The sequence below is a fragment of the Marinobacter sp. es.042 genome (assembly GCF_900188315.1).
Lineage (GTDB): Bacteria > Pseudomonadota > Gammaproteobacteria > Pseudomonadales > Oleiphilaceae > Marinobacter.
Genome location: NZ_LT897781.1, coordinates 2,497,566 through 2,518,695 on the forward strand (window position 1 = coordinate 2,497,566; position 21,130 = coordinate 2,518,695).

Annotated in this window: 20 protein-coding genes; 3 read left to right on the forward strand and 17 right to left on the reverse strand. The window is 58.3% G+C overall.

The window, feature by feature from the left end:
* Positions 1-5 precede the first annotated feature (5 nt).
* The 3 genes from CFB02_RS11685 (at position 6) to ntrC (ending at position 3,303) form a co-directional block, all read left to right on the forward strand.
* The gene (locus tag CFB02_RS11685; protein ID WP_088558143.1) at positions 6-530 is read left to right on the forward strand and encodes a DUF4124 domain-containing protein; all 525 of its coding nucleotides are present in this window, start codon (positions 6-8) and stop codon (positions 528-530) included.
* A gap of 254 nt (positions 531-784) precedes the next feature.
* On the forward strand, positions 785-1,879 hold the full coding sequence (glnL, locus tag CFB02_RS11690) for a nitrogen regulation protein NR(II) (protein WP_014575987.1): 1,095 nt from the start codon (positions 785-787) through the stop codon (positions 1,877-1,879).
* Positions 1,876-3,303 carry a nitrogen regulation protein NR(I) gene (gene ntrC, locus CFB02_RS11695; RefSeq protein ID WP_014575986.1) on the forward strand — a complete coding sequence of 476 codons (1,428 nt, stop codon included), beginning with the start codon at positions 1,876-1,878 and terminating at the stop codon, positions 3,301-3,303. The genes glnL and ntrC overlap by 4 nt, the downstream gene beginning before the upstream one ends.
* Positions 3,304-3,364: 61 nt before the next feature.
* Here ntrC and CFB02_RS11700 read toward each other — a convergent pair whose 3' ends face one another.
* From CFB02_RS11700 to CFB02_RS11780, 17 genes are all read right to left on the reverse strand, one after another.
* On the reverse strand, positions 3,365-7,789 hold the full coding sequence (locus CFB02_RS11700) for a DUF2341 domain-containing protein (protein WP_088558144.1): 4,425 nt from the start codon (positions 7,787-7,789) through the stop codon (positions 3,365-3,367).
* Entirely contained in the window at positions 7,786-8,199 is a 414-nt protein-coding gene (locus CFB02_RS11705; protein WP_088558145.1) for a hypothetical protein, read from the reverse strand. The genes CFB02_RS11700 and CFB02_RS11705 overlap by 4 nt, the downstream gene beginning before the upstream one ends.
* Positions 8,189-8,974, reverse strand: coding sequence for a type II secretion system protein J (locus CFB02_RS11710; protein WP_088558146.1), 786 nt, complete (start codon positions 8,972-8,974; stop codon positions 8,189-8,191). Before CFB02_RS11710 ends, CFB02_RS11705 begins: the two co-directional genes overlap by 11 nt.
* The gene (locus tag CFB02_RS11715) at positions 8,974-9,462 is read right to left on the reverse strand and encodes a prepilin-type N-terminal cleavage/methylation domain-containing protein (protein WP_157677812.1); all 489 of its coding nucleotides are present in this window, start codon (positions 9,460-9,462) and stop codon (positions 8,974-8,976) included. The genes CFB02_RS11710 and CFB02_RS11715 overlap by 1 nt, the downstream gene beginning before the upstream one ends.
* Complete coding sequence (locus tag CFB02_RS11720) at positions 9,459-9,920, reverse strand: type II secretion system protein (protein ID WP_088558147.1); 462 nt, start codon at positions 9,918-9,920, stop codon at positions 9,459-9,461. Before CFB02_RS11720 ends, CFB02_RS11715 begins: the two co-directional genes overlap by 4 nt.
* Before the next feature lie 121 nt (positions 9,921-10,041).
* On the reverse strand, positions 10,042-10,536 hold the full coding sequence (locus tag CFB02_RS18455) for a type II secretion system protein (protein ID WP_088558148.1): 495 nt from the start codon (positions 10,534-10,536) through the stop codon (positions 10,042-10,044).
* A 41-nt stretch (positions 10,537-10,577) separates the two neighbouring features.
* Positions 10,578-11,105: a prepilin-type N-terminal cleavage/methylation domain-containing protein gene (locus CFB02_RS18460; RefSeq protein ID WP_088558149.1), complete on the reverse strand. Its 528-nt coding sequence runs from the start codon at positions 11,103-11,105 to the stop codon at positions 10,578-10,580.
* 37 nt (positions 11,106-11,142) lie between these two features.
* Positions 11,143-11,724, reverse strand: coding sequence for a hypothetical protein (locus CFB02_RS11735; protein ID WP_088558150.1), 582 nt, complete (start codon positions 11,722-11,724; stop codon positions 11,143-11,145).
* Entirely contained in the window at positions 11,725-12,954 is a 1,230-nt protein-coding gene (locus tag CFB02_RS11740) for a type II secretion system F family protein (RefSeq protein ID WP_088558151.1), read from the reverse strand.
* On the reverse strand, positions 12,954-14,723 hold the full coding sequence (locus CFB02_RS11745; RefSeq protein ID WP_088558152.1) for a GspE/PulE family protein: 1,770 nt from the start codon (positions 14,721-14,723) through the stop codon (positions 12,954-12,956). Before CFB02_RS11745 ends, CFB02_RS11740 begins: the two co-directional genes overlap by 1 nt.
* Positions 14,723-15,865: an MSHA biogenesis protein MshN gene (locus CFB02_RS11750; RefSeq protein ID WP_088558153.1), complete on the reverse strand. Its 1,143-nt coding sequence runs from the start codon at positions 15,863-15,865 to the stop codon at positions 14,723-14,725. The genes CFB02_RS11745 and CFB02_RS11750 overlap by 1 nt, the downstream gene beginning before the upstream one ends.
* Positions 15,862-16,701: an ExeA family protein gene (locus CFB02_RS11755; protein WP_088558154.1), complete on the reverse strand. Its 840-nt coding sequence runs from the start codon at positions 16,699-16,701 to the stop codon at positions 15,862-15,864. Before CFB02_RS11755 ends, CFB02_RS11750 begins: the two co-directional genes overlap by 4 nt.
* A 1-nt stretch (position 16,702) precedes the next feature.
* On the reverse strand, positions 16,703-18,415 hold the full coding sequence (gene mshL / locus CFB02_RS11760) for a pilus (MSHA type) biogenesis protein MshL (protein WP_088559232.1): 1,713 nt from the start codon (positions 18,413-18,415) through the stop codon (positions 16,703-16,705).
* A gap of 17 nt (positions 18,416-18,432) precedes the next feature.
* Complete coding sequence (locus tag CFB02_RS11765; protein ID WP_088558155.1) at positions 18,433-18,780, reverse strand: hypothetical protein; 348 nt, start codon at positions 18,778-18,780, stop codon at positions 18,433-18,435.
* Between the two features lies 1 nt (position 18,781).
* On the reverse strand, positions 18,782-19,471 hold the full coding sequence (gene gspM, locus CFB02_RS11770) for a type II secretion system protein GspM (protein WP_088558156.1): 690 nt from the start codon (positions 19,469-19,471) through the stop codon (positions 18,782-18,784).
* Positions 19,471-20,076, reverse strand: coding sequence for a PilN domain-containing protein (locus CFB02_RS11775; RefSeq protein ID WP_227519197.1), 606 nt, complete (start codon positions 20,074-20,076; stop codon positions 19,471-19,473). The genes gspM and CFB02_RS11775 overlap by 1 nt, the downstream gene beginning before the upstream one ends.
* Complete coding sequence (locus CFB02_RS11780; RefSeq protein WP_227519198.1) at positions 20,073-21,005, reverse strand: hypothetical protein; 933 nt, start codon at positions 21,003-21,005, stop codon at positions 20,073-20,075. The genes CFB02_RS11775 and CFB02_RS11780 overlap by 4 nt, the downstream gene beginning before the upstream one ends.
* Positions 21,006-21,130: the final 125 nt, after the last annotated feature.

Genomic DNA, 21,130 nt, shown 5'->3' on the forward strand with positions numbered 1-21,130 from the left:
AGCTTATGAATCCAAAGTCTGGATTGTGTGCCGGCCTTCTGTTTTTTCTGGTAACTCCGGTCTTTGCCGAGGTTTACCGCAATGTCGATTCCTACGGCAACGTGACCTACTCTGACGAGCCCAGCGAAGGCTCTGAAACGGTAGAGGTCAAGCCGGTCACCACAATCACCCTGCCCAAGCCAGAGGTGGTCCAGGAAACCGACAAACTCCGGGAAGAAGTTCAGCGGGAAGGCGCTGCCTACGAAAGCGTTTCTTTCGTCTATCCGGATAACAACCAGGCGTTCCACAGTGGCAGCGGCGATGTTCAGTTCGAGGTTCGCAGCACCCCTGGCCTGCAGCCAGGCCACAAATACGAGGTGACCCTCGACGGCCAGCCTGTCGGTCAGAGCTCCTCCGGCTCGATTACCGTCAACAACGTGTTCCGTGGAACCCATGAAGCTCGCGCACACATCGTGGATGAAAACGGGGTTCAGGTGAAAACCGGCTCTCCGATCACATTTACTGTTCACCGCCCTTCCGCTTTGAACTGACCCTGCCACCCCGGCTGCGCGCACTATCATGGTGCGCGCGCACCAGAAAAAAGCCATACTCTGATCAGCAACGGGGCGAATATTCCGGGCTGTTCAGAGGCATGTTCCCGATTTGCACCAGCTTACGGCACTTTTCAGCGCCAATAGGCCCCTCTGCCCGCACTTTGCCCACTCATTTGTGAACCTGGCCCAAAGTGGTTCGCTTTTTGCAAAACTCCGGAAGTCACTTTATGTCGAACCAACGGGATTCACGCATGGCACTGCCCTCGGCCCATCCAACGGGATACAAGAGCATTCTCGACAGCCTCACCACGGCTGTTCTGGTGCTCGAGGATAGCCTGGCTATCCAGTACCTCAACCCGGCCGCAGAAAGCCTGTTCGAAACCAGCATGACCCGCAGCCAGGGCCAACCTTTCCAGGATATTCTGGTCGAATCCGAAGACGCCCTGAAAACCCTTTTCGCCGCCGTTCGGAACGGGCAGTCCTACACTCGCAGAGAAGCTGAGTTTCTGCTCACGAGCGGTTCACGGCTTACGGTGGATTATTCCGTAACGCCTATCAGCCTGGAGCCGACGGAACTGCTGATCGAAATCCAGCCCAGGGACAGGCTGATGCGAATCAGCCGTGAGGAAGACATCATCTCCCAGCAGGAGACCACCCGTATCCTGGTGAGGGGCATGGCCCACGAGATCAAGAATCCGCTGGGTGGCATCCGGGGCGCAGCCCAGCTGCTTGACCGGGAACTCAGCAGTGAAGACCAGCGGGAGTACACGCGGGTCATCATTGACGAGGCGGACCGCCTCAGAAGCCTTGTTGACCGGATGCTGGGCCCCAACAAGGCACTGAAGCTGGCGCCGACCAACATCCATGAAATCCTGGAAAGAGTGGGCACCCTGCTCGAGGCGGAAAGCAAAGGGCGACTGAATTTCGAACGGGATTACGACCCCAGCATTCCAGAGTTCAAGGGCGACAAGGAACAACTCATTCAGGCGTTCCTGAATATTGCCCGGAACGCCATGGAGGCGGCTTTCGAAAACCAGGGCGGTCACAGCTCTGAAGAGCCTCCGACCATTACCTTCCGCACCCGCACCCTGCGTCAGTTCACCATTGGCAACCGCCGCCACAAACTGGTGTGTCGGGTCGACGTGATCGACAACGGACCCGGAATTCCGCCGGAGCTGGTGCAGAACATTTTCTATCCGATGATCAGTGGCCGTGCCAGTGGCACCGGTCTGGGGCTTTCCATCACCCAGAGCATCATCGGTCAACACCGCGGACTGGTTGAATGCGAAAGCGAACCAGGCCGAACCGACTTCATCATCTTCCTGCCTCTGGAGGACACCCCATGAGCCAACCGGCGAACGTCTGGATCATAGACGACGACCGCAGTATTCGCTGGGTGCTGGAGCGCGCCCTTAACCAGGCCGGTATGCAGCCCCGAGTTTTTGACAGTGGTGAAAGCATCATGATGCGGCTGGAGCACGAACAGCCGGATGCCATCGTCAGCGATATCCGGATGCCCGGCGTTGACGGCATCACCCTGCTTTCCCAGATTGTGGACGTTCACCCGGACGTGCCCGTGATCATAATGACCGCCCACTCGGACCTCGAGAGCGCGGTGACCAGCTACCAGACCGGCGCGTTTGAATACCTTCCCAAGCCCTTTGATGTAGATGACGCCGTGGCGCTGGTCAAACGCGCTGTGGCCCATAGCCACGAGAAGCGGGCCAGTGGTGAGCCTCAGGCCGAGATGGCCCAGCGAAACGCCGAAATTATTGGTGAAGCACCGGCCATGCAGGAAGTTTTCCGCGCGATTGGCAGGCTGTCCCACTCCAATATTACCGTGCTGATCAACGGCGAGAGCGGGACAGGCAAGGAGCTGGTGGCCCAAGCACTGCATAACCACAGCCCCAGGGCCAACCACCCGTTCATTGCCCTGAACATGGCCGCCATCCCCAAAGATCTGATTGAATCCGAACTGTTTGGCCACGAAAAAGGCGCCTTTACCGGTGCCGGCGCCGCCCGCCAGGGTCGTTTTGAACAGGCCAACGGCGGCACCCTTTTCCTCGATGAAATCGGCGACATGCCCGCGGACACCCAGACCCGACTATTGCGGGTTCTGGCCGATGGCGAGTTCTACCGCGTAGGTGGCACCACCCCGATAAAGGTGGATGTGCGCATCATCGCGGCAACGCACCAGGATCTGGAAAAGCTGGTCCAGGCGGGCACCTTCCGTGAAGACCTCTTCCACCGCCTGAACGTTATTCGCGTGCACCTGCCCAAGCTGGCCGAGCGTCGGGAAGACATCCCCCGCCTGATGCAGCACTTCCTGAAACGGGCCGCAAAAGAGCTGGCCGTTGAGCCGAAGATCCTGCGCGAAGAAGCGGAAGAATACCTGACCACCCTGCCCTGGCCGGGCAACGTCCGCCAGCTGGAGAACACCTGCCGCTGGCTGACCGTCATGGCCAGCGGTCGCGAGATCCACATTGATGACCTGCCCCCGGAATTGCTGCACCAGGCAGAAACACCGACCACCGGGACAACCTGGCAGGAAGGCCTTAAAAACTGGGCCGAACAGGAACTCAAGCGGGGCAAGAAGGGCATTCTCGATACGGCCGTGCCCGAGTTCGAGAAAATCATGATCGAGACTGCCCTGAAGCACACCGGCGGCAGACGCCGTGATGCGTCAATACTGCTGGGCTGGGGACGGAATACTTTGACCCGGAAGATCAACGAACTGGGGATGGATCATCCGGAACACGAAGACGACTGACGATTGGCGAGCCGCCGGGGTTCGTTGATGTTTTGGGGCAGGACTCAGGTCCTGCCCTTTTTTATCGTTCCTGCCAGTAGATCACTCTGTCGTGGCCCCGATAGACGCCGAAGGTTGCCAGCCCAACCGGATCTTCGAGAGTGCCATCATCATTCCAATCAAACTCCAACCAGGCGTCGACATTCCAGACCAACGAATCGGTTCCACGGGTTCCGTTCGGCACGAGTTCCAGCGGCGGAGCCTCGCCCATTGAGAAGGTGTCACTCGGAGGCGCGCCGGCACTGGGCGAATTATGGTTTGCCGAATTGGTCAAATCAGCCGTATTCCAGGTTGTGCAGCTATCATCCATGTGGGTCATGAAACGGGATCCGTCCCAGTATTCAAGTCTGAACGGCATTGGGAGCGATCCAATGTTTTCAGGACCGTAGACATTTTCCAGAGAGAACCGGCCAAACCGGATATCGAACGCGGCCGCCGGTGTGAATGGGTAGGGAGCAGCGGCGGCCGCCACACCATCAGAGTCAACCAGACTGGTCACAGAAAATTCAAGCTTGGGAACGAATGGCGCAATCTGGGCATCGGAGGTTTTGTTATACGCGAAGCTGTCAGACGGAGAGAAATCGTAACGCATCAATCCAGAGCCAAGAGAAGACACCGGAGCTGTGAGGCTGCCGCCAAACTCGGTTGGAGAGAGCGCCATAAAAGCGCCAGCTCTGTCGACGGCTGCAGTGTCGGAGCTTGGATACAAGCGGTTGATATCAGATGCCACAAGCTTCTGAAAGCCAGCGAATGTGTAGTTCAGGGTGCGAGTTCCCTGCACAGAGAGCGGCTCAATGGTCAACGACGGCGTAACCAGCCAGTCAAAGGCTTCTCCGGTGTACGCAAAAGGAGAGCCTGTCGAGCACTGCGCTTCAAACTCGCCGGGGTCGACGGATACCTGAAAACGATCAGGATAAAAGCGTCCGATCGGCAGACTACTCCCACTGGAAACATCTCGCCCCAGATAGCTCCCTGGTACAGGAGAAGCCTCAAAACGGAAAACACCGACCTCCGAGACCTCTGCTCCAACAACTTCTTCCGCCGATGAAGACCTTGTGTGGGAATAGCTGACCGGCGAAACGGAGCCGGATGCCCCGCCAGCCGGTTGAACCAGAGTAGTGGACAACGGGATATCGAGTAATCGGAAGTTCGGCGTGACCGGATTACCCTGGCACAGGTCGCCATCACCACTCTGCTCCCAGCCTACAGCGGTAATCGAGAGACCAAATGACTGTCCGGCTTTCCTGAATGCAGGACAGGTCGAGTCTCCGGCCGAACAATCACCCGCCGATGTCACGCAGAAGCCGGCTGGAACACTGACAAAACTGTCTGCTCCCGGAATTTGCAAACCGTCATCGTTGGTTGCTGCTGAACCGAGATAGAGGGCGTCGAGATTTATCAGGCCCGCATCGGGGTAGAGAACATCCACCTCTGCAATACCGCCAGCACCGAACTGAAGGCTGATCGGCGTGGCGTTGGACTGGCCGGAGCCAACAGCCGTATTGTCAACGAACACCGGACGACTCTCGGGGCGACCGGTCGGTCCCGGATCAACATAGGTCGACCAGAAATTCACCTCCCGCTGCACATTCTCAAAAGCCGGAACGCAGGCGCCAGTCTGGTTATCCCGGCGCACGGCGCTTATCTGGATTGAGGTCGCTGGCTGGTGAGAAATCAGGTCTGGTATATCGAAGGCCAGACCCGCATCAAGGAAAGGTAGATCGCAAGCGGCGGCGGAAACGCTGCCGCCTCCATTATCACAGAGCGTCTGGGTAAAGGCCTTCGTTGAAGGATTTGAGGATGCAATGGCGAGGCTCGCCGTTCCCGCCGTCGTGATCTGCAGTTGGCGGGTAGCCTGGCCGCCACTGAATGCAAAACTGTCACCACCAACCCACCCCGAAGGGCTTAATGTCACATCCACCTGATCCGTGAAAAGCACGCTGCAATCGGCATTTTCACAGGCCCTGACCGTTACTGTTTCCGGCTGACAGGTCAGTGCTGTGCCATCATGCACAAACTCGAAGTGATCAACCAACTTCCCAACCGGATTCAGCTTTTCTGCGCAAAGCTGCAAATTGTCGAGCTCATGGATGTTGGTCGAACCACCCGTTGAGCCAGTCAACGAGAGATAGAAATTCTGAGGGGTCGGCGGTTGATTCGGAAAACTGCTCAGGTCCAGTTGAACAAGCTGTTGGAAGTTGTTGCCTGTTCCGGAAACATCCCTTTCGACGGAGACAATCGGACCGATCCCCCCTCTTGAGTCCACAATAATTCGGTAGCGGTGGGGCGTCGGATTGTTTCCAGGCTGGTCGATCCCCGGGTTCAGTGAGCTTGTCCCCCCGAGGTATTGGTAGTTGCTCTGGGCGGCACCACGTATGGCGACGGCGTCCCGAACAAATCCGGTACCGCCAACGCGCCCTTCAGTAGCCCTGGAAAAGTTGCCGAATTCGTCCAGACCAATCCCGAGCCAACCGCCCGCGAAACCGGGATCGCCGTTGTTGCGCTGTGCGTATCCAAGGGAGCCCCCGAAGCTGCCAGGCTGAGGGGTAACCGAGGCATCCGAAAGAACAACCGTCAGGCCATCAGCACCATTGCCGCCATACGCAAAATAGTCGAACTCAAGTCGCACATAGTTGTCCGCTCCCGGAATCAGGTTCTGGAACGTTGCCGCTGTCGCCTGGTTCCCGGAGGCCTCTGTCATGCGGAGGCGGCCGTTTACAATACCAGGTGTAAAGCTGCCGCTTGAAACATTGGTGATCCAGTCATCGGGTGACAGGGTGGCAGCACCAAAGGTGTCGCCTGCGCAAGTCAGTGGAGAGGAGTTGCCGTCAATGACAACATCATCGATGTGCCAGAAATCGAAGTTGCCACTATTGCCCGATTCCTGAACGAACCGTATCCGGAAATCACCGTGAAATGCATCGGGCGGCAGTGTAAAGACGACGTCGCCGGATTCACCGTCGGTCCCGTTGCCGGGGTATCGATCAATCAGATCCCAGTTGCCTGCATCATCAAGGTACTCGACTCGAAGGTCTTCCCCGCCATCAGGGTCTTCACTGAACGCATCATCGCCTCGCCTCCACCAATAGGCGACGGTGCCCGATGTCAGCCCTGAAAGATCGCGAGGCGCAAGTGTGACCCCGGCGAAGCCGCTTGAGGTATAAAGAGAACGCGTGGGGCTCTTGTTGGTTTGCGAACTGATACCGGCATCGCCGCCAGGTGCTGTCACAACAGACCAATCCGGCCCAAGCGAATTGCGTTCGAAATCGTCGCAGAACAGGGCAGTCAATGTGCTGCAGAACCCGCCGGTTTCCTCATTACCGATTACGAAGAAGGCCCCGGGATCGGAGAGGTTGTTGTAGTGGGTTCTCAGCCAGCCGCCAGAGCGGGCACCGGAAGAGATTCGAACTTCATCAACGTCACCATTCAAGATGGTTTCACCATTGCCCTGCACGATGCCATAGCCAGATCTGAAGGGCTGTGAGGTTATGTTGAGCGTTCTACCTGCACAGTCATTATCGGATGCAACCTGTTGCCCGTTAATGTAAGCGCGAGTAGTGGTGCCGTCGAAACTGATGGCGTAGTGGGCCCATCCGGTACTGGCACTGCCGCCATCGAACCATGCCTCCGTGTTGCCGCAGGTTACCCCCCAGGTGATGCCGTTGTTCTGCCTGACGGCAATTCGAAAAAAGTAGTTGGCGCCCCAGCCAATAACATTGCCTTTCCAGAGAATCGGGTGATGATCGCTTCCTGACTGGTTGCCGGATACCCTTGCCCAGGCTTCGGCAGTGAAGCTCGTTGACAGCCCCGGGTCACCGAAATCGAAAAATCGTACCGCCGGATCTTCAGATTGCCCGTTAGCGAACTGCCCCGGATGCGCTCTTGCACCGGCGACAATGCCATTGTTGAGATACGTCGGGTAGTTGTTGCCCTGCCCTAGCAGATCTCCATTATTCAGGTTGGCGGTCGAGTCCTCTAACGTGGTTTGCCGGCCACCTGACTCTTCCAGGTGGTGAACCATCTGAAAGTCGTTGTCCCAGGTGCCAGCCGAACTCTCCTGGTTTCCAGCCGATGGATTGCCGTAATAAAGGTAGAGACTGGAATTGGCGGATGCTGGCAGGGTTGGAATCCGGATCCACGCCACCAGCTCACCGGTATTTCCATCATAGCGCTCCAGCTCATGGTCAAGCTGGGTTCCATCCTCAAGGGCGAAAACAATGTCATCGCCGTCTGCTTGTGCGGAGCTGGCCAGATCTGAGTCTATTGCCCTGAACATAACGGTGAAATCTGACTGATCACCCACCACCTGGCTGGCCTGGATCTGGATCGCCTTGCGGTAATTCCAGTCAGGATCAAACCATGCGGCCTCAGAAAATCCGGCCCAGGCCATTAAAACCAGTACAGATAGCAAACCGGATATCGGGCGGTTGGTTCTGGTCCACTTCATCTGACACGCACCTCAATTTTCCGGACAGCCCGATCAGGTCCGCTGCCACACTGCCCCGTACTGGCAATCGAAAAAACCGTGTTGCCACCGGGGCCACTGATGTTTTCTGTAACGGATTCACAGGTCAGCGCAGCGCTGCAACCGTTGAGCGCTGATGCGGAGAAGGACAAAGGCGTTGTCAAAGCGCTGCAATTACCCGCCTCAAGCACATCCCTCACGGCCACCTGCGCGCCACTCTCAGCTGCATAGAACGCCCTCTGGGACTGAATCTGCAGGCTGACAGAGTCACCGCTGGCCTGCTGCAGTTGAGCCATGCCAATCACCAGGAGAGCCAGGACGGTGATAATGAATAACGCAACGGGCAGACCTGCGCCGCCCTGATTAACCAGATTACGAGGTTCAGGGTACATTGCGAATCTGAACCTCCTGGCTGATATCGGTAGTCTCACCGGAATCCGGATCCGCCAGCGCAAAGCCGAACGAAACCACCGCGCCTCGCTGCAGGCTTGGCGGTGTTACCTGGAAATTCAGCGAGTTGTTGGCCAGTGTCGTGGCCATGACTTCCCGATCCGGATAGCTCGACGGCAGGCCCGATGCGGGTGAGGTGTTGATGCCGTAGTTCCGGTACCGATACAGATACACCCCTACCTGACACACAGAAACCGGCTCGCCCACAATATAAAATCGGCGCTCCGGCGACTGCGCCGAAAAACGGTGTGTTGCCCCTGAATCGAAGGTAACGGTCACTGGCGAAGCACCGGAGGGCATCGTCGCCGGTGGCGAGATCGGACCGGGACTGCCCGGGCTGTAAACGTCTGAGCCATAGCCATACACCACCACTCGTCCAAAGGCGGATGCGCCGCCTGGCAGTGGCACAGCCTGAAATGAATCCGGATTTGCACCCCGGGGAAGATCGAGATAGTTGGAGGCGGCCAGGATCGGCATCCACTCAAGGCAGCTGCCACTCGCATTGGTTCTGATTGATGTTGGCAGTGCCTCCCGAACCTCGCGACTGATCTGCTCGCTGATCACCACCCCCGCCAGGGAACGCTGTTGCCGGGAGCTGACATCCAGTGCGCCCTGCGTGGACAGACTGACAAAGCGGACCGAGATGGTGGCAACAATGGCCAGCAAGACGATCACAATGACAAGTTCAACGAGGGTAAAACCGCGATACCGATGCATCAGAAATTGGCCCGGTATGCGGTGAATGAAAAGGTCTGGTTACCGGGGGCGGTAATATCGAGATCAATCCGTTTGGCTTCTTCCGCGGGCAAGCCAACTTCCGTTCCGGCGCAGGTAACAGCGATCGAAATGGCGAAACCGGAATAGCCGGTCAACGCGGATCCGGAGGCTGTCGACGGTGCCCCGTTAAGACCGTCGTAGTCATCGACATCGTCAAACGTCGTTCGTCCTTCACCGTCTGGGCCAATGGAACAGGGCCCCGAAAACTTGGGGAACCCGCCCTGGGGCGTCTGATCATCGTATTTCTGGGTAAGAATCTCATCCATGTAGAGCTGAGCAAGCTTTACAGCACGGGTCTGATTCAACGGATCCGCACTTCGACCTGCGATCAGCGAAAACGCACCGACAACGCCGGCAATGGCCACACTGATAATCACGATCGTGATCACCAGCTCCACCAGGGTTGCGCCAGTTTGGGTAGACCTCATGACTGGCAACTCCCGGCATATACTGCACCCAGAGAGCTGAGGCAGGTCTGGAAGGTACTGTCACCTGAAAAGGTAAATTGCAAGTTGGTACCGGCTGAAGGCGCCCCTTTGTTGTCAAAGGTCAGAGTCAATGGCAACCCACCCGGAGCTGACAGGCTGGTGCCCTCCCGGGCTATTTCGAAAGTGCGGGCATTGCCGGAACCTGCTCCCACAATGAACCGGAAACTATCCCCACCCTGCTCGATGGTCAGGGTATTGGCGGGATTCCCCGCCAACCCTGCCTGTTGGGCAAGCAGCGTGGCGGAGGCAAGTTGCTGAGTGGCCAGCAGGGGGGAGAAGGCCGAGCGGCTGGCGAACAGGTCAATGCCCAGAGCAGAGAGCACTCCGATCAGGATGATAACCATCACCAGCTCAACCAAGGTGAAGCCCGATTCGCTCGGGGCGCTATTTGTTCTCATACCCCCTCCAAAGTCCCCGATGTGCAGATCGGGTCAGCGGAGCTTCATTTAACTTCAGCAACGCTCGCGCGCGATTGTCGGATCACGATTCGCTGATTCGATCTACCTTCATCGTTCAGTATCAGGACCCAGCCGCAGTTCCACCGCAAGTTGACGCATCACCCATGGTAGCTACGGTCGAAACGACAGGCGGTGTATTGGCCGCACTTGAGTCAGTAAATGTGAAACATGGCTGGTCCGCGGCAGCAGGGTCAATTGTGACGATGTAAGGTGAAGCAGTGCCCACGATATCAAAATCCTCCAACTGAGCCGCATCCTCAAGCGAGCTTCCGGCAAGATAGCCGTTGATCGTAGCCACCGTCGCTCCCTCAAGGGATACCGAGCCGGTTGCACCCGTTGCGTTAGTAGCAAGGGCCGTGGATCGAACAATGCCAAGAGCCGACTTCACACTCCCTCTGGCGCCCTCGATGGAAGCTGTTTCTGCCTGCCCCCCCAAATCCGCAAACCTTGGCAAAGCAAACGCCGCCAGAATCCCCAGAATTACAATCACCATCACCAGTTCGATCAGGGTGAAACCTTTTTCTTTTCTTGCCGCAATGGCTGTCATCGCTTTCATGGTATTACTCCGTTTTTATTGCCAGTTGGCTTCGAGGTTTATCAATTAATGGTTGTGGTTATTTCGCCGGTGTCGGCATCGTAAACAATTGTGCTGCCCTGCCCGTCCAACTGGTAGGTAAACACACAGTCACTGCCCGGATCGCCGTCAGCATCGCCCTGGATCGTTACTGCGTAATCCGGGTCGGTGCCAGCGATGCTCGGTGCATTGGACTGCAAGACCCCAGCCCAGACCTGTTGGCAGCGTGCTTCAGTCATGTCTGCACTGGTAACGTCATTGGTTGCTGTCGGCCAGCCTTCGTCGCTGACGTCGACGTTGTCGTTCCCAAAGCCCTGGACGTTGGCGGTTGCCGTTGTCAGGCCGTTCGACACCCACTGGGTCTTTGTCAGAGCAACACCCGCCGCCAGAGCCCCTGCCGTCGCCCGAATACTGGACTGATGCGCCTGCTCGGACAGCTGGGCAAATCTTGGTAGTGCGAAGGCGGCAAGAATTGCCAGGATGGCGATGACAACCACCAACTCGATCAGGGTGAAGCCCTTTTGCCTGTTCGTTTTATAATCACGCTTCATAGCGTCGACCTCTTTACGGTTTCATTCATCCGTCTGGTCAGCGTTGCGCATCCTGCGTTTGCGCTGCTTCTTCTGTCAACGACACCGGGGCCAGTTTTAACCCCGTCAGTCGTTCTTCCTGCTCCCGCGCACCATTCCCGTTGCGGTCTGCAAACTCCGTTGTCACTGCCCAGGCCAGAGGCTGTTCTTCATTGGCGTGCCGACCATCTATGGTTATTGGCTGCCCTGATTTATAAATTAACCAGCCTTTGGGCCCGTTTTCTGTTTCTTTTTGTTCTCTGGCCCGGAAGCACCAGGTGGCCGGTGCCAGTTGTTCGGCCTGGCACTGCCCTTTGTAATTGCCCCACTGATGTTCCACCAGCTCAAACGGGTTGATGCCCCGGTGCTCCGCAAGCCGCCCACCGCGGCTCAGCATCACTTCTGCACCCTTGATGACCAGCGCCGATCTGAGCTGGCTGATCACCATATTGGCGGCCCGTTCCTCGGCGTTTCGTGCTTCCCGTTCCAGCACGCCGAGCAGAAACCACCACAGAACGCCCAGCACGATGACCACGACTGCCAGACGAAACTTGCGGGAAAGCGCGTACCCGCTGGCCTCCGCCCGTTTTGCCGCTGGCACTCAGCCCCGCCCCATGGCGGCGGCCCCCAGGTCCCAGATCGGGAGAAACACACCCAGTGCCAGAATCAAAACCAGAATGCCCATGGCCACAATCAATATTGGCTCAATCGACTCCGCCAGCCGCTTGAGGCCGTAGTCGACATCCTCATCGTAAAAATCCGCCACGTTGTTCAGCATGTCGTCCACAGAACCGGTTTCCTCACCCACAGCAATCATCTGAAGAATCAGCGGCGTGAACATTTCACTGTGCCGGGCGGTTCGGAGCAGGCTTTCGCCTCGTTCGATGCCGGCCCGCATCTCCTTGATGTGGCTCGAGATCCACGCATTATCGGTTGTGTCTGCCACCACGGTTAACGCGGTTGTCACGGGCATACCCGCGGACAGCATGGTGGCAAAGTTCCTCGAAAACCGGCTGAGCGTGATCAGTTCCAGCAGCGGTCCGATAATCGGCAGCTTGAGTTTGTAACGATCCCAGGTCAGCCGTCCCTGTTCGGTTTGTTTCCACTGACGCAGCAGCAGTCCGCCAGCGGCAACCGCAAACAGCATCACGTACCAGTAGGCCAGGAGAAAATTGGAGGTGCCAACCAATACCTGGGTAAGGAACGGCAAGTCCGCCCCCAGCTTGTTGAACACCGACGCGAATTTCGGGATAACCAGAAAGTTCACGACCATCAGCGCCGATAACAGCGCAATGATGACGAACATCGGATAACGCATGGCCTGCTTCAGGCGCCGCTTGGTATCCCGCTCCAGCTCTAGAATCTCTGACAGGCGCCGGAAAGCGTCGTCCAGCATCCCGGTGTTCTCGCCTACGTGGATCATGGCAATGAACAGCTCCGAGAAGACTTTGGGATGCGCCTGCATGGCCGTCGCCATTGTGGTGCCGCCTTCAAGACGTGTGGTCACATCCTCAAGCACTTCCGCCAACACCGGCGAACGCGTGGTCTCTGCCAGGCCACGCATGGTTCGGATCAGGGGGATGCCAGCCTTGGTCAGCGCATGCATCTGGCGGCAGAACACAATCAATTCATCAAGGGTGACCTTTTTCCGGAAGATCGGCAGGCTGTTCAATCGATCAATGACCGATTCCGTTTCCTGCACCTCCCGGATAGCGAGCGGAGTAATACCCCGGCGCATCAGTTCGGTGGCAGCGGCATCGGCATTCGGAGCGCCCAGAAAACCCTGCTGGACACCGCCACGATCATCCTTGCCCCGGTAGCTGAACTGCATCAGGCGTCTCCCCCGATCGGTTCATCCGGCAGGGGAATGTCATCCTCAGGCGAGAACTCGCCCTCGGATGTGGCGGCCACCCGCGCCACCTCTTCCAGTGTCGTCTTGCCCTGCAGTGCAAAGTCCATGGCGCACTGCCCCAGCGGCCGGTACAGGGGGCTCAGGCGGGCCGCTTTGGTGAATTCGGAGACATCCTGGCGCCGAAGGGCATCCAGCATCGCCTCGTTCATTTCCAGCATCTCGTAAACGCCGACCCGGCCCTTGTAGCCGGTATTGCTGCACTGGTAGCAGCCACGGCCATGAACGAAACCTGCCTCCAGATCCAGGGGATCCAGATCGAAGCTGCGCAGCCAGACCAGTTCCTGTTCCGTGGGCCTGTAGGCCTCGGCACAGTTTTCACAGACCCGCCGCACCAAGCGCTGGGCGACAACACCAAGCAGGGAGCTGGCCACCAGAAAGGGTTCCGCGCCCATATCGATCAGCCGCATGGCGCTGCTGATGGAGTCGTTGGTGTGCAGGGTGGAGAGCACCAGATGGCCAGTCATGGCTGCCCGCAGGCCGATTTCCACGGTCTCGCGATCCCGCATCTCGCCCACCAGGATCACGTCGGGATCCTGACGCAAGGCGGCCCGGAGAACATTGGCGAATTCCAGGCCGATTTTCGGGTTCACCTGTACCTGGGTAATCCGGGGAAGACGGTATTCCACCGGATCCTCGGCAGTGATGATTTTCACTTCCGGGCGGTTGAGCTCGGTCAAAGCGCCATAGAGCGTCGTCGTTTTACCGCTACCGGTGGGACCGGTTACCAGGATCATCCCGTGGGGTTTTTTGATCATCCGGCGGAACCGTTCCAGCAACTGGGCTGGCATCCCCGTTCCGTCGAGGTTCAACATGCCCTGGCTCTGGTCCAGCAAACGCATCACCACAGATTCGCCGTACTGAACGGGCATGGTGGAGACCCGCACGTCGATACTGCGGCCCTTCACCCGGACGTTAAAACGCCCGTCCTGGGGCATCCGCTTCTCGGAGATGTTCAGGCCTGCCATCAGCTTCAGGCGCAATACCAGGGCGGCATTAACCCGCTTTTCCTTCATCACCTGTTCCTGCAGCACACCATCCACCCGCTGCCGGATGCGGACCACAGTCTCGTCCGGCTCGATGTGGATGTCAGAACTGCGCGCCTGAACAGCATCCTCGAACAGCGTTTGCAGCAGTTTGACCACCGGCGCTTCAGCGCTTTCGGATTCGGCGGAGAGATCCGCCAGGTCGAAGGCATCGTCGCCCAGTTCGTCTTCCAGCTCTTCCGCCAGCGACGCAATCTCATCGGTACGCCGGTACACCAGGTCCAGGGTGTTTAGTAGCTCGCTTTCCCGCACCACGGCCTGTTTGATGGGCTGCTTCAGAATGCGGACCAGCTCATCGTAGGCAAAGATATCCAGAGGGTCCGCCATGCCCACGAGCAATTCGCCACCATGCTCAGCCAGCACGATACTGCGGAACCGACGGGCCATGGCTTCCGGGAGCTTTTTTACCAGCTCATTGTTGAACTGGTAGTGACGAAGCTGAACAAAAGGTACATCGAGCTGACGGGACAGGATATTGAGCAGGCTGTCTTCGTCCACATAGCCAAGATCCGTCAGCGTCTTGCCAAGCTTGCGACCGGTGCTTTTCTGCTCGCGCAGGGCCGTCATCAGCTGCTGCTCAGTGATAACGTCATTCTGAACCAGCAGGTCGCCTAACCGGACTTTCTTTTTTGGCTCTGTCGTCATCATCCCGCCTGCAAAGATTTCAGTCGTTCACGAACATAATCCGCCAGGGAAGGCGAAAGCCCGGGTAACTGGGCGGCCTGGCTGTAGGCCCGAACCGCACTATTGATCTCCCCGCCCGTCTCCAGGGCAATCGCAAGGCCCACCCACCAGGCCGCGCGGCTGTCGTCCTCGGCAATCAGGGCCGACCAGTGTCGGGCCGCCTCGTTATTGCGGCCTGCCTGCTGTAGCAAGGTTGCCAGGGTTACCCGATATTCCACGCTCTGGCGGACAGCAGGCACACTGCTTTCTAGGGTAGCGATTGCGTCAGGCAGCTTGCCCTTGGCGTGGAGCGCCCGGGCCCTGAGAAGTCGCAGACCGGCATCACCGTTCGTCACCGATTCCGGAAGCCATGCCAGTGCCCTGTCCGGCATTTCCTGAACCAACATCTGACGCGCGAATACTCCCCGGCTGGCAATCGCCGCCTGAGTCGCGGCCAGTTCCTGCAATTTTTGCTCGGCTTCCAGGGTATCCCCGCTTCTGAGTAAAGACGCCAGTTCGCGGCTAACCCGGCGATCGATAGCTTCGGGCGTCTCACGGACCTGCTTCACCGACGGCGTTGGTGCCTCTGTCTCCTGGGCAGGTTTGCTCTCTGCCACCATGGGCTCACTGACAGCGCCTTCAGGCTCGGAAGTCTGACGTCTAACCGTTTCGGGCGTTGGCTCTGACACGACCGTCTCGGCTGCTTCCCTGGCTGTGGGTTCAGGCTGTACCACGGCAGGGGGCTCAGGAGATGGTGGCAGCTGGCTGACCGGCTCATTCTCGATCCCGGACACAGCTGGCTCGATGGTATCTGGCCCACCAGCCACAGACTGAGAATCAACTGAACTCTTTTCGGTTCCGGCATCCTTATCAATTGGCGGTGCCATGATGGTTTTCGGCGCTGGCGAGGCGCTCACCTCGACAGGCATCTCTTCACTGCCGGTCCGAGTCATGAACCAGAAGACAGACGCGCCAACCAAGCCCGCGGCGAAGAGCAATATGACCGCCCAGAATACGGAACGCGGGCGGCCCCGCGATTGCGACTGCCCGGCATAGGCCGCAGCCACCTCCGGTCGGTTCTGACGTTGTTCTGCAGCACGCAGGGCATCGTTCAGGAGGCTCATAACCACCTCCCGATCAGACCCGGCACCCGCACGCTTTCCGTGTCGCGAATGGCCTGCATGGCATGGCCCCGCTCAATGAGGCGGTCGCCCCGGCCCCAGGCCGCCAACATGGACTTGTGGGCAAGAATATTAACCAGCCTCGGAATACCACCGGAAGCCCGGGTAATCAGACGAAGCGCACCCGGCGCAAAAAGATCAGCGCCGTTATAGCCGGCCTGCGCCAGGCGATGACGCAGATACTGGGCAACCGAGTTCCGGTCCAGTGGCGCCAGGCAGTAGTGAAAGGTGATGCGTTGATTCAGTTGGCGCAGGCTCTGCTTTTTTAGCAGTACATCAAGTTCCGGCTGGCCAAACAGAACCACCTGAAGCAGCCGGACACTCTCGGTTTCCAGGTTCGTTAACAGACGCAACGCCTCGATGGTTTCCTCCGGCATGGCCTGGGCCTCGTCAATCACCAACACGACCGGCTTCTGCTCCATGGCATGAGCGATCAACTTTTCGTTGATGGCCTTGAGAACCTGGTGCGCATTGGCGCAGCCAGACATATCCACCCCCAACTCCTCGGCCACGGCTTCGTACAGGGTATCCGGAGTAAGTTGTGGGTTCGGGATGTAGGCGGTGTGCGCAACCTGCTCGAGCTCGTTGAGCAAGAGCCGGCACAACAGGGTTTTACCTGTGCCCACTTCTCCGGAGATCTTGATGAAGCCTTCTCGCTCTTTCAGAGCCACCAACAACAGTTCCAGCGCATCGCCATGGCTGGGCGCCCGCAGAAAATAGCGGGTATTCGGCGTCAATGCGAACGGTGCTTCCTGCAGTCCGAAGTGGGATTCGTACATGCTATCGAACGGCTTTCTCCGGTTCCGGTGTGACGGATTCAGATGACTGCAGCAACTCGCGCAGCACATTCATGCGCTCCCGGCTGGCGGACACGTCCGCGTTCATCTCCGGCGTTCCGGCGACAACCGGTCGCAGAAGAATGACCAACTCACTCTTGCGCGACTGGAATCTCCGCTGCTTGAACAATTCGCCCACCAGCGGGATCTCGCTGAAGAAGGGAACCGCGGAATTGTTGTCCTCACTGGAGTTCTGGATCAGACCACCGATCACAACAATCTGGCCACTCTCGGCGCGGATCACGCTGTCGGTTTCACGAACGGTGCTGCTGGCCAAGGGCAGCGTGACGTCACGCTCGCCAATGGTGATCACCTTTTCCTGATCGGTCACCTCACTGACGGAGGGGTGTACGTGCAGGGTGATCACGCCGCTTTCAGAAATCTGGGGAGTGACATCCAGCGAAATGCCCGAGAAGAACGGGGTCAACTCCACGGAGGTTGATGTTGAATCTGTGGCTGTAACGGCGGAGTTGTTGTCATCAAAATCAATATCGGTGACAAAAAACTCGTCGGTACCGACTTTGATGACCGCCTTCTGGTTATTCACCGTTGAAATCCGGGGACTGGAGAGAATCTGCACATTGCCCTGCTTCCCGAGCAGCTCGATCAGGCCGGTAAAATCGCCGGCGCGCACGCTGGCAGAAAACAGGCCCCCGATATCGGATGTCTGAATGACCTGGCCCGCCAAGGCCTGCGCGGTGAAATCCTCCGGTAAACCATCCGAGGCGGTAATGCTGGACGCGCTCTGAATATCCGACCAGTTAATGCCCTGCTGGTAGCCCTCGTTAAGCGCGATCTCCAGAATCTTGGCTTCCAGGATCACCTGACGCTGCATAATCAGCTCAGTGCGGCGCAGATACTCCTCAACCATGCGCAAATCCTCGGAACCGGCCCGGACCATTACCAGACCGGCACCCGGATTGACGATCACCTGTTGGCCATCACCGCCACCGACAATCATGCTCAGGGCACTTTGAATATCCTTCCAGAAATCCGACGCCGTTTCCGTGGAAATGGTCGTTCCCACCAGGTTGCGGGTGTCGCCGGAACCTGTGCTGTCGCCATTACTATTAGAACTCCCGGAACTACCACTGCGCGCACCCGTCACCTGCCCGGAACTTACGCGGGTCTCGGAGCCGCCCTTGCGTTTGAAGTGCAGGTAATCAATCGGGAACATCCGCGTCTGGACCTGATCCGCCTGAACCCGGAACAGCCGGCCATTGCGACGGATATCCAGACCATACAGGTCTCCGGCAATATCCATCACCTCCGGCACGGTGACATCACCGAGTCGCAGATCGACACTGGTTGTGACATCGGGATGAACCACCACGTTGTAGCGTGTCCCCTCGACCAGCGATTCGAAAAAGCTTGCGGCAGGCACGCCCCGGGCATTGACGTCAAAACGTTCGTCCAGATCCGCGCCGCCGGACAGTGGCGGCAGCAATGCTGCGCTTACGTCCGCAGGTAATTTCGCTGAAGGCTCGGTGGATGTTGGCGCCGCCGGTTCTGGTTGCGTGGCCTCTTCAAGACTTTGGTCAATAGCGTCCGCAGCATCGGTTGAGGTAGCCGTTGCCGAGCGCATCAATGGGTTGTTACTGCACGCCGTCAACACCAGGCTCAACGCCAGTGCACCTGTGATTTTAATGGTTGTCATGAGTATCCGATTGTCTGTCATTGAGTTCCCCGAACCTGCGGAAGTCTCTCCAGGTACAACACCCGTTCACGGCCGTTATCCGTTACCAGAACCCGATTGGCGTAGATCCGGATAACCCGCACGTTGTCAAAACCCTGGCCTTCCCTGAGGGCCTCACCTTCGATTACGGCGACACGCCTGTCCTTGCTGAAAAGAATGGAATCCAGAGCCAGTGGCCGCTCTGGCGCCGGCTTGACAACTGCGGCCTGCGGACCGGGCGGCCGGGTCGGATCCTGCAGTGCATGGGCAGGGCCCGCACAAAAAAGCACAGAGCCGAGCGCCATGCCAAACCACCGACTTGCTGTCTTATTCAGGCGTCTGCTCATATCATACCCCCAGCCAGGCCTGGTCCAGGCTCAGCGTTTGCACCCTGATGACGGCCTCACCCGAGGGCCAGTCTCCCGCGCTGTATTCCAGCCTGATCCAGCCGAGGCGCTCATCCATCGCCTCCAGCCGCTGCAGGTACTTCAGTACATCGAGATAGCTCCCCTTGATCCGGAGCTCGACATCGTGGGCATACAGCAGTGGCTCAGGCGCCGACTGCGGCTCCTGAGACGACTGCTCCGGTGCATCCGGTGCGAAAACCGGGGTTGGAGTCTGTAGCTCGAGTGCCTGCAACTCCAGCGACTCCTGGGCTGCCAGAATATTCCTGAGCAGTGCCACCATCGCTGTGGGCGCGATCAGTTGCCCCGTGGTATCCGCGATCTGCTGATCGAGCCGTTCCAGTCTCTGTTGCCGGGCGTTTAGCTGATTGCGCAGTTCCCGGGAGGGATCGGTCGCTAGCTGTGCATTAAGCGTCTGTTGCTGCGCCAGCAGGTCATCCCGACTGGAGGACAGCATCTGGAGGCGATTCTCCAGGCTCTGGTGCCGTTGCTGCAATGGCGTAACCGCAAGCTCCCAGACGACAACCAGGACAAGCACCAGCGCCGTGAGCAGAATCAGGGCCCGCTCACGAATCGGGCGCAGGTTATACCACTGCGCCGCTCGTGCCAGGGAGGTGTTGGACGCATCCGTCATCAGTTGGCCTCCCCGTCGCGTTCACTGGACATATGAAAATCGATCCAGCGGCCCTCGTCCGACCGTGACAACCGGAACACACCAAAAGTTTTTCCGGCAAAGGCCGCCTCGTCGCCCAGATTTTCAAGGTATCGGGGCACCAGAGCGCCATCACGGGTGCGCCCCTCAATGGTGACTTTGTCCGAGCCCGACTCGAGAATAACGTCGGTTAGCCAGACGTCTTTCGGGATCTGCCGGGCCAGAGCTGACAATTGCGGCGAAAAATTGCGGCCTTCCGAAAGCACAAGACTCTCCACCCGCTCCAGCAAACGCTGGCGACGGGCAAGGGTCTGAGTTACACGGTTCAGAGCGTCCTCCACTTCCGCATCCGGCTGGCGAGCTTGAACTGCCGCTGAAAGCTCCGCCACGGCCTGCTCAAGCTGCTGATTCTGCTGGTCCAGACGCGAGGCCTTGTTGGCCATCACGGAGTTCTCGTAAGTCAGGAAACCGGCCACGAACACCACCAGCAGCAACCCCACTAGCAGAACACCAACCGCCATCCCCGCCTGGAGTCTTTCCTTACGCGGGCGAAGCTCGTCTGTATACAGATTGACCTGCTGGATCATGGGCGCCCGTCCTCCGGCATTTGCAAGCATGCGCTCCAAGCAGGCAGGCAACGACTGTCCAGATCGGCCTGAAGGCCCAGGGCGTTCCAGTCGAGGGTTTCGATACCAGCGGCCACATAGGAGGACAGCATGGAGGCAAGTGGCAGGACGCTGTCGCGGGCGACAAGACGGATCATCGCCGGCGGCACCTGGCCGAGCTGGCTTTCGTAGTAGTCGAGGGAACGCTGCATTTCCAGAGCCAACGACTGAACGGCCGATTCCTGGCGGGCCGCATCACGCAGGTCTTCGGAGGTCACATCCAGTTTGCGCGACAGATACAGAGTATTGTCTCTGCAGATCACCATCTGGCCGTAATTGTCTTTCAGATGCACCAGTGCTGCTCCGCGTCGATTCTCATCCAGTCGGCACACCAGGTTTCGCAATGCCAGCTCGGCGATATCAATGCGTTCAAGCTCCAGGTCCGCCTCCTGAACCAGCCGAATCAGTTCCGAGACCAGAACTTTCCTTGCCGCGACCACGTTAACCAACTCACCTCGCCCACGGGATGCGTCCCGGGGAAAGGGAAACACATCGGAAACGGCTTCGGACGGACTGAAATCCAGAAAATCCTTCAACTTCCACTTGAGGGCATCGCCCAGCTCCGATTCCTCGATGCCTTCCGGGCGATCCATCTGGAATACCTGATACTGATCCAGAGGCAGCACAAGTGTCGTCGCAGCGCCCGACCAACCCTGACTTTCCACCAACGCGGCGAGGGTTGCCAGACGCTTGGCAGGCAGACAATCGCTGAAGCCCGATCGCCCTGCTTCGGATCCGGCGGATTCTGCCCAGGCAATGCCGTCAGGACGAATCTCAAGGCATACCCGCAGGCGTGCTCCCGAGTGCGTGAACAGGCCGGTCAGCTTTCTAAGAATTGATGTCTTTGTCATGGAGTCCGTTGTAGAAGGACCCGAAGGCCTCTCGCCAGCCTCAAGTCGTTAGTATGCTGCCTAAAAAACAGGCTAATTTTACAATGGGTCAAATGATAGATGAGAAAGTGAACGTAACTCCACGT

Coding starts and splice junctions, on each gene's coding strand:
- CFB02_RS11705 (WP_088558145.1), bottom strand. CDS start 8,199: ATGTACCCTGAACCTCGTAATCTGGTTAATCAGGGCGGCGCAGGTCTG.
- CFB02_RS18455 (WP_088558148.1), bottom strand. CDS start 10,536: ATGAAAGCGATGACAGCCATTGCGGCAAGAAAAGAAAAAGGTTTCACC.
- CFB02_RS11740 (WP_088558151.1), bottom strand. CDS start 12,954: ATGCAGTTCAGCTACCGGGGCAAGGATGATCGTGGCGGTGTCCAGCAG.
- CFB02_RS11780 (WP_227519198.1), bottom strand. CDS start 21,005: ATGACAAAGACATCAATTCTTAGAAAGCTGACCGGCCTGTTCACGCAC.
- gspM (WP_088558156.1), bottom strand. CDS start 19,471: ATGACGGATGCGTCCAACACCTCCCTGGCACGAGCGGCGCAGTGGTAT.
- CFB02_RS11720 (WP_088558147.1), bottom strand. CDS start 9,920: ATGAGAACAAATAGCGCCCCGAGCGAATCGGGCTTCACCTTGGTTGAG.
- CFB02_RS11765 (WP_088558155.1), bottom strand. CDS start 18,780: ATGAGCAGACGCCTGAATAAGACAGCAAGTCGGTGGTTTGGCATGGCG.
- CFB02_RS11750 (WP_088558153.1), bottom strand. CDS start 15,865: ATGAGCCTCCTGAACGATGCCCTGCGTGCTGCAGAACAACGTCAGAAC.
- CFB02_RS11755 (WP_088558154.1), bottom strand. CDS start 16,701: ATGTACGAATCCCACTTCGGACTGCAGGAAGCACCGTTCGCATTGACG.
- CFB02_RS18460 (WP_088558149.1), bottom strand. CDS start 11,105: ATGAAGCGTGATTATAAAACGAACAGGCAAAAGGGCTTCACCCTGATC.
- CFB02_RS11685 (WP_088558143.1), top strand. CDS start 6: ATGAATCCAAAGTCTGGATTGTGTGCCGGCCTTCTGTTTTTTCTGGTA.
- mshL (WP_088559232.1), bottom strand. CDS start 18,415: ATGACAACCATTAAAATCACAGGTGCACTGGCGTTGAGCCTGGTGTTG.
- CFB02_RS11710 (WP_088558146.1), bottom strand. CDS start 8,974: ATGCATCGGTATCGCGGTTTTACCCTCGTTGAACTTGTCATTGTGATC.
- CFB02_RS11745 (WP_088558152.1), bottom strand. CDS start 14,723: ATGACGACAGAGCCAAAAAAGAAAGTCCGGTTAGGCGACCTGCTGGTT.
- glnL (WP_014575987.1), top strand. CDS start 785: ATGGCACTGCCCTCGGCCCATCCAACGGGATACAAGAGCATTCTCGAC.
- CFB02_RS11775 (WP_227519197.1), bottom strand. CDS start 20,076: ATGATCCAGCAGGTCAATCTGTATACAGACGAGCTTCGCCCGCGTAAG.
- ntrC (WP_014575986.1), top strand. CDS start 1,876: ATGAGCCAACCGGCGAACGTCTGGATCATAGACGACGACCGCAGTATT.
- CFB02_RS11700 (WP_088558144.1), bottom strand. CDS start 7,789: ATGAAGTGGACCAGAACCAACCGCCCGATATCCGGTTTGCTATCTGTA.
- CFB02_RS11715 (WP_157677812.1), bottom strand. CDS start 9,462: ATGAGGTCTACCCAAACTGGCGCAACCCTGGTGGAGCTGGTGATCACG.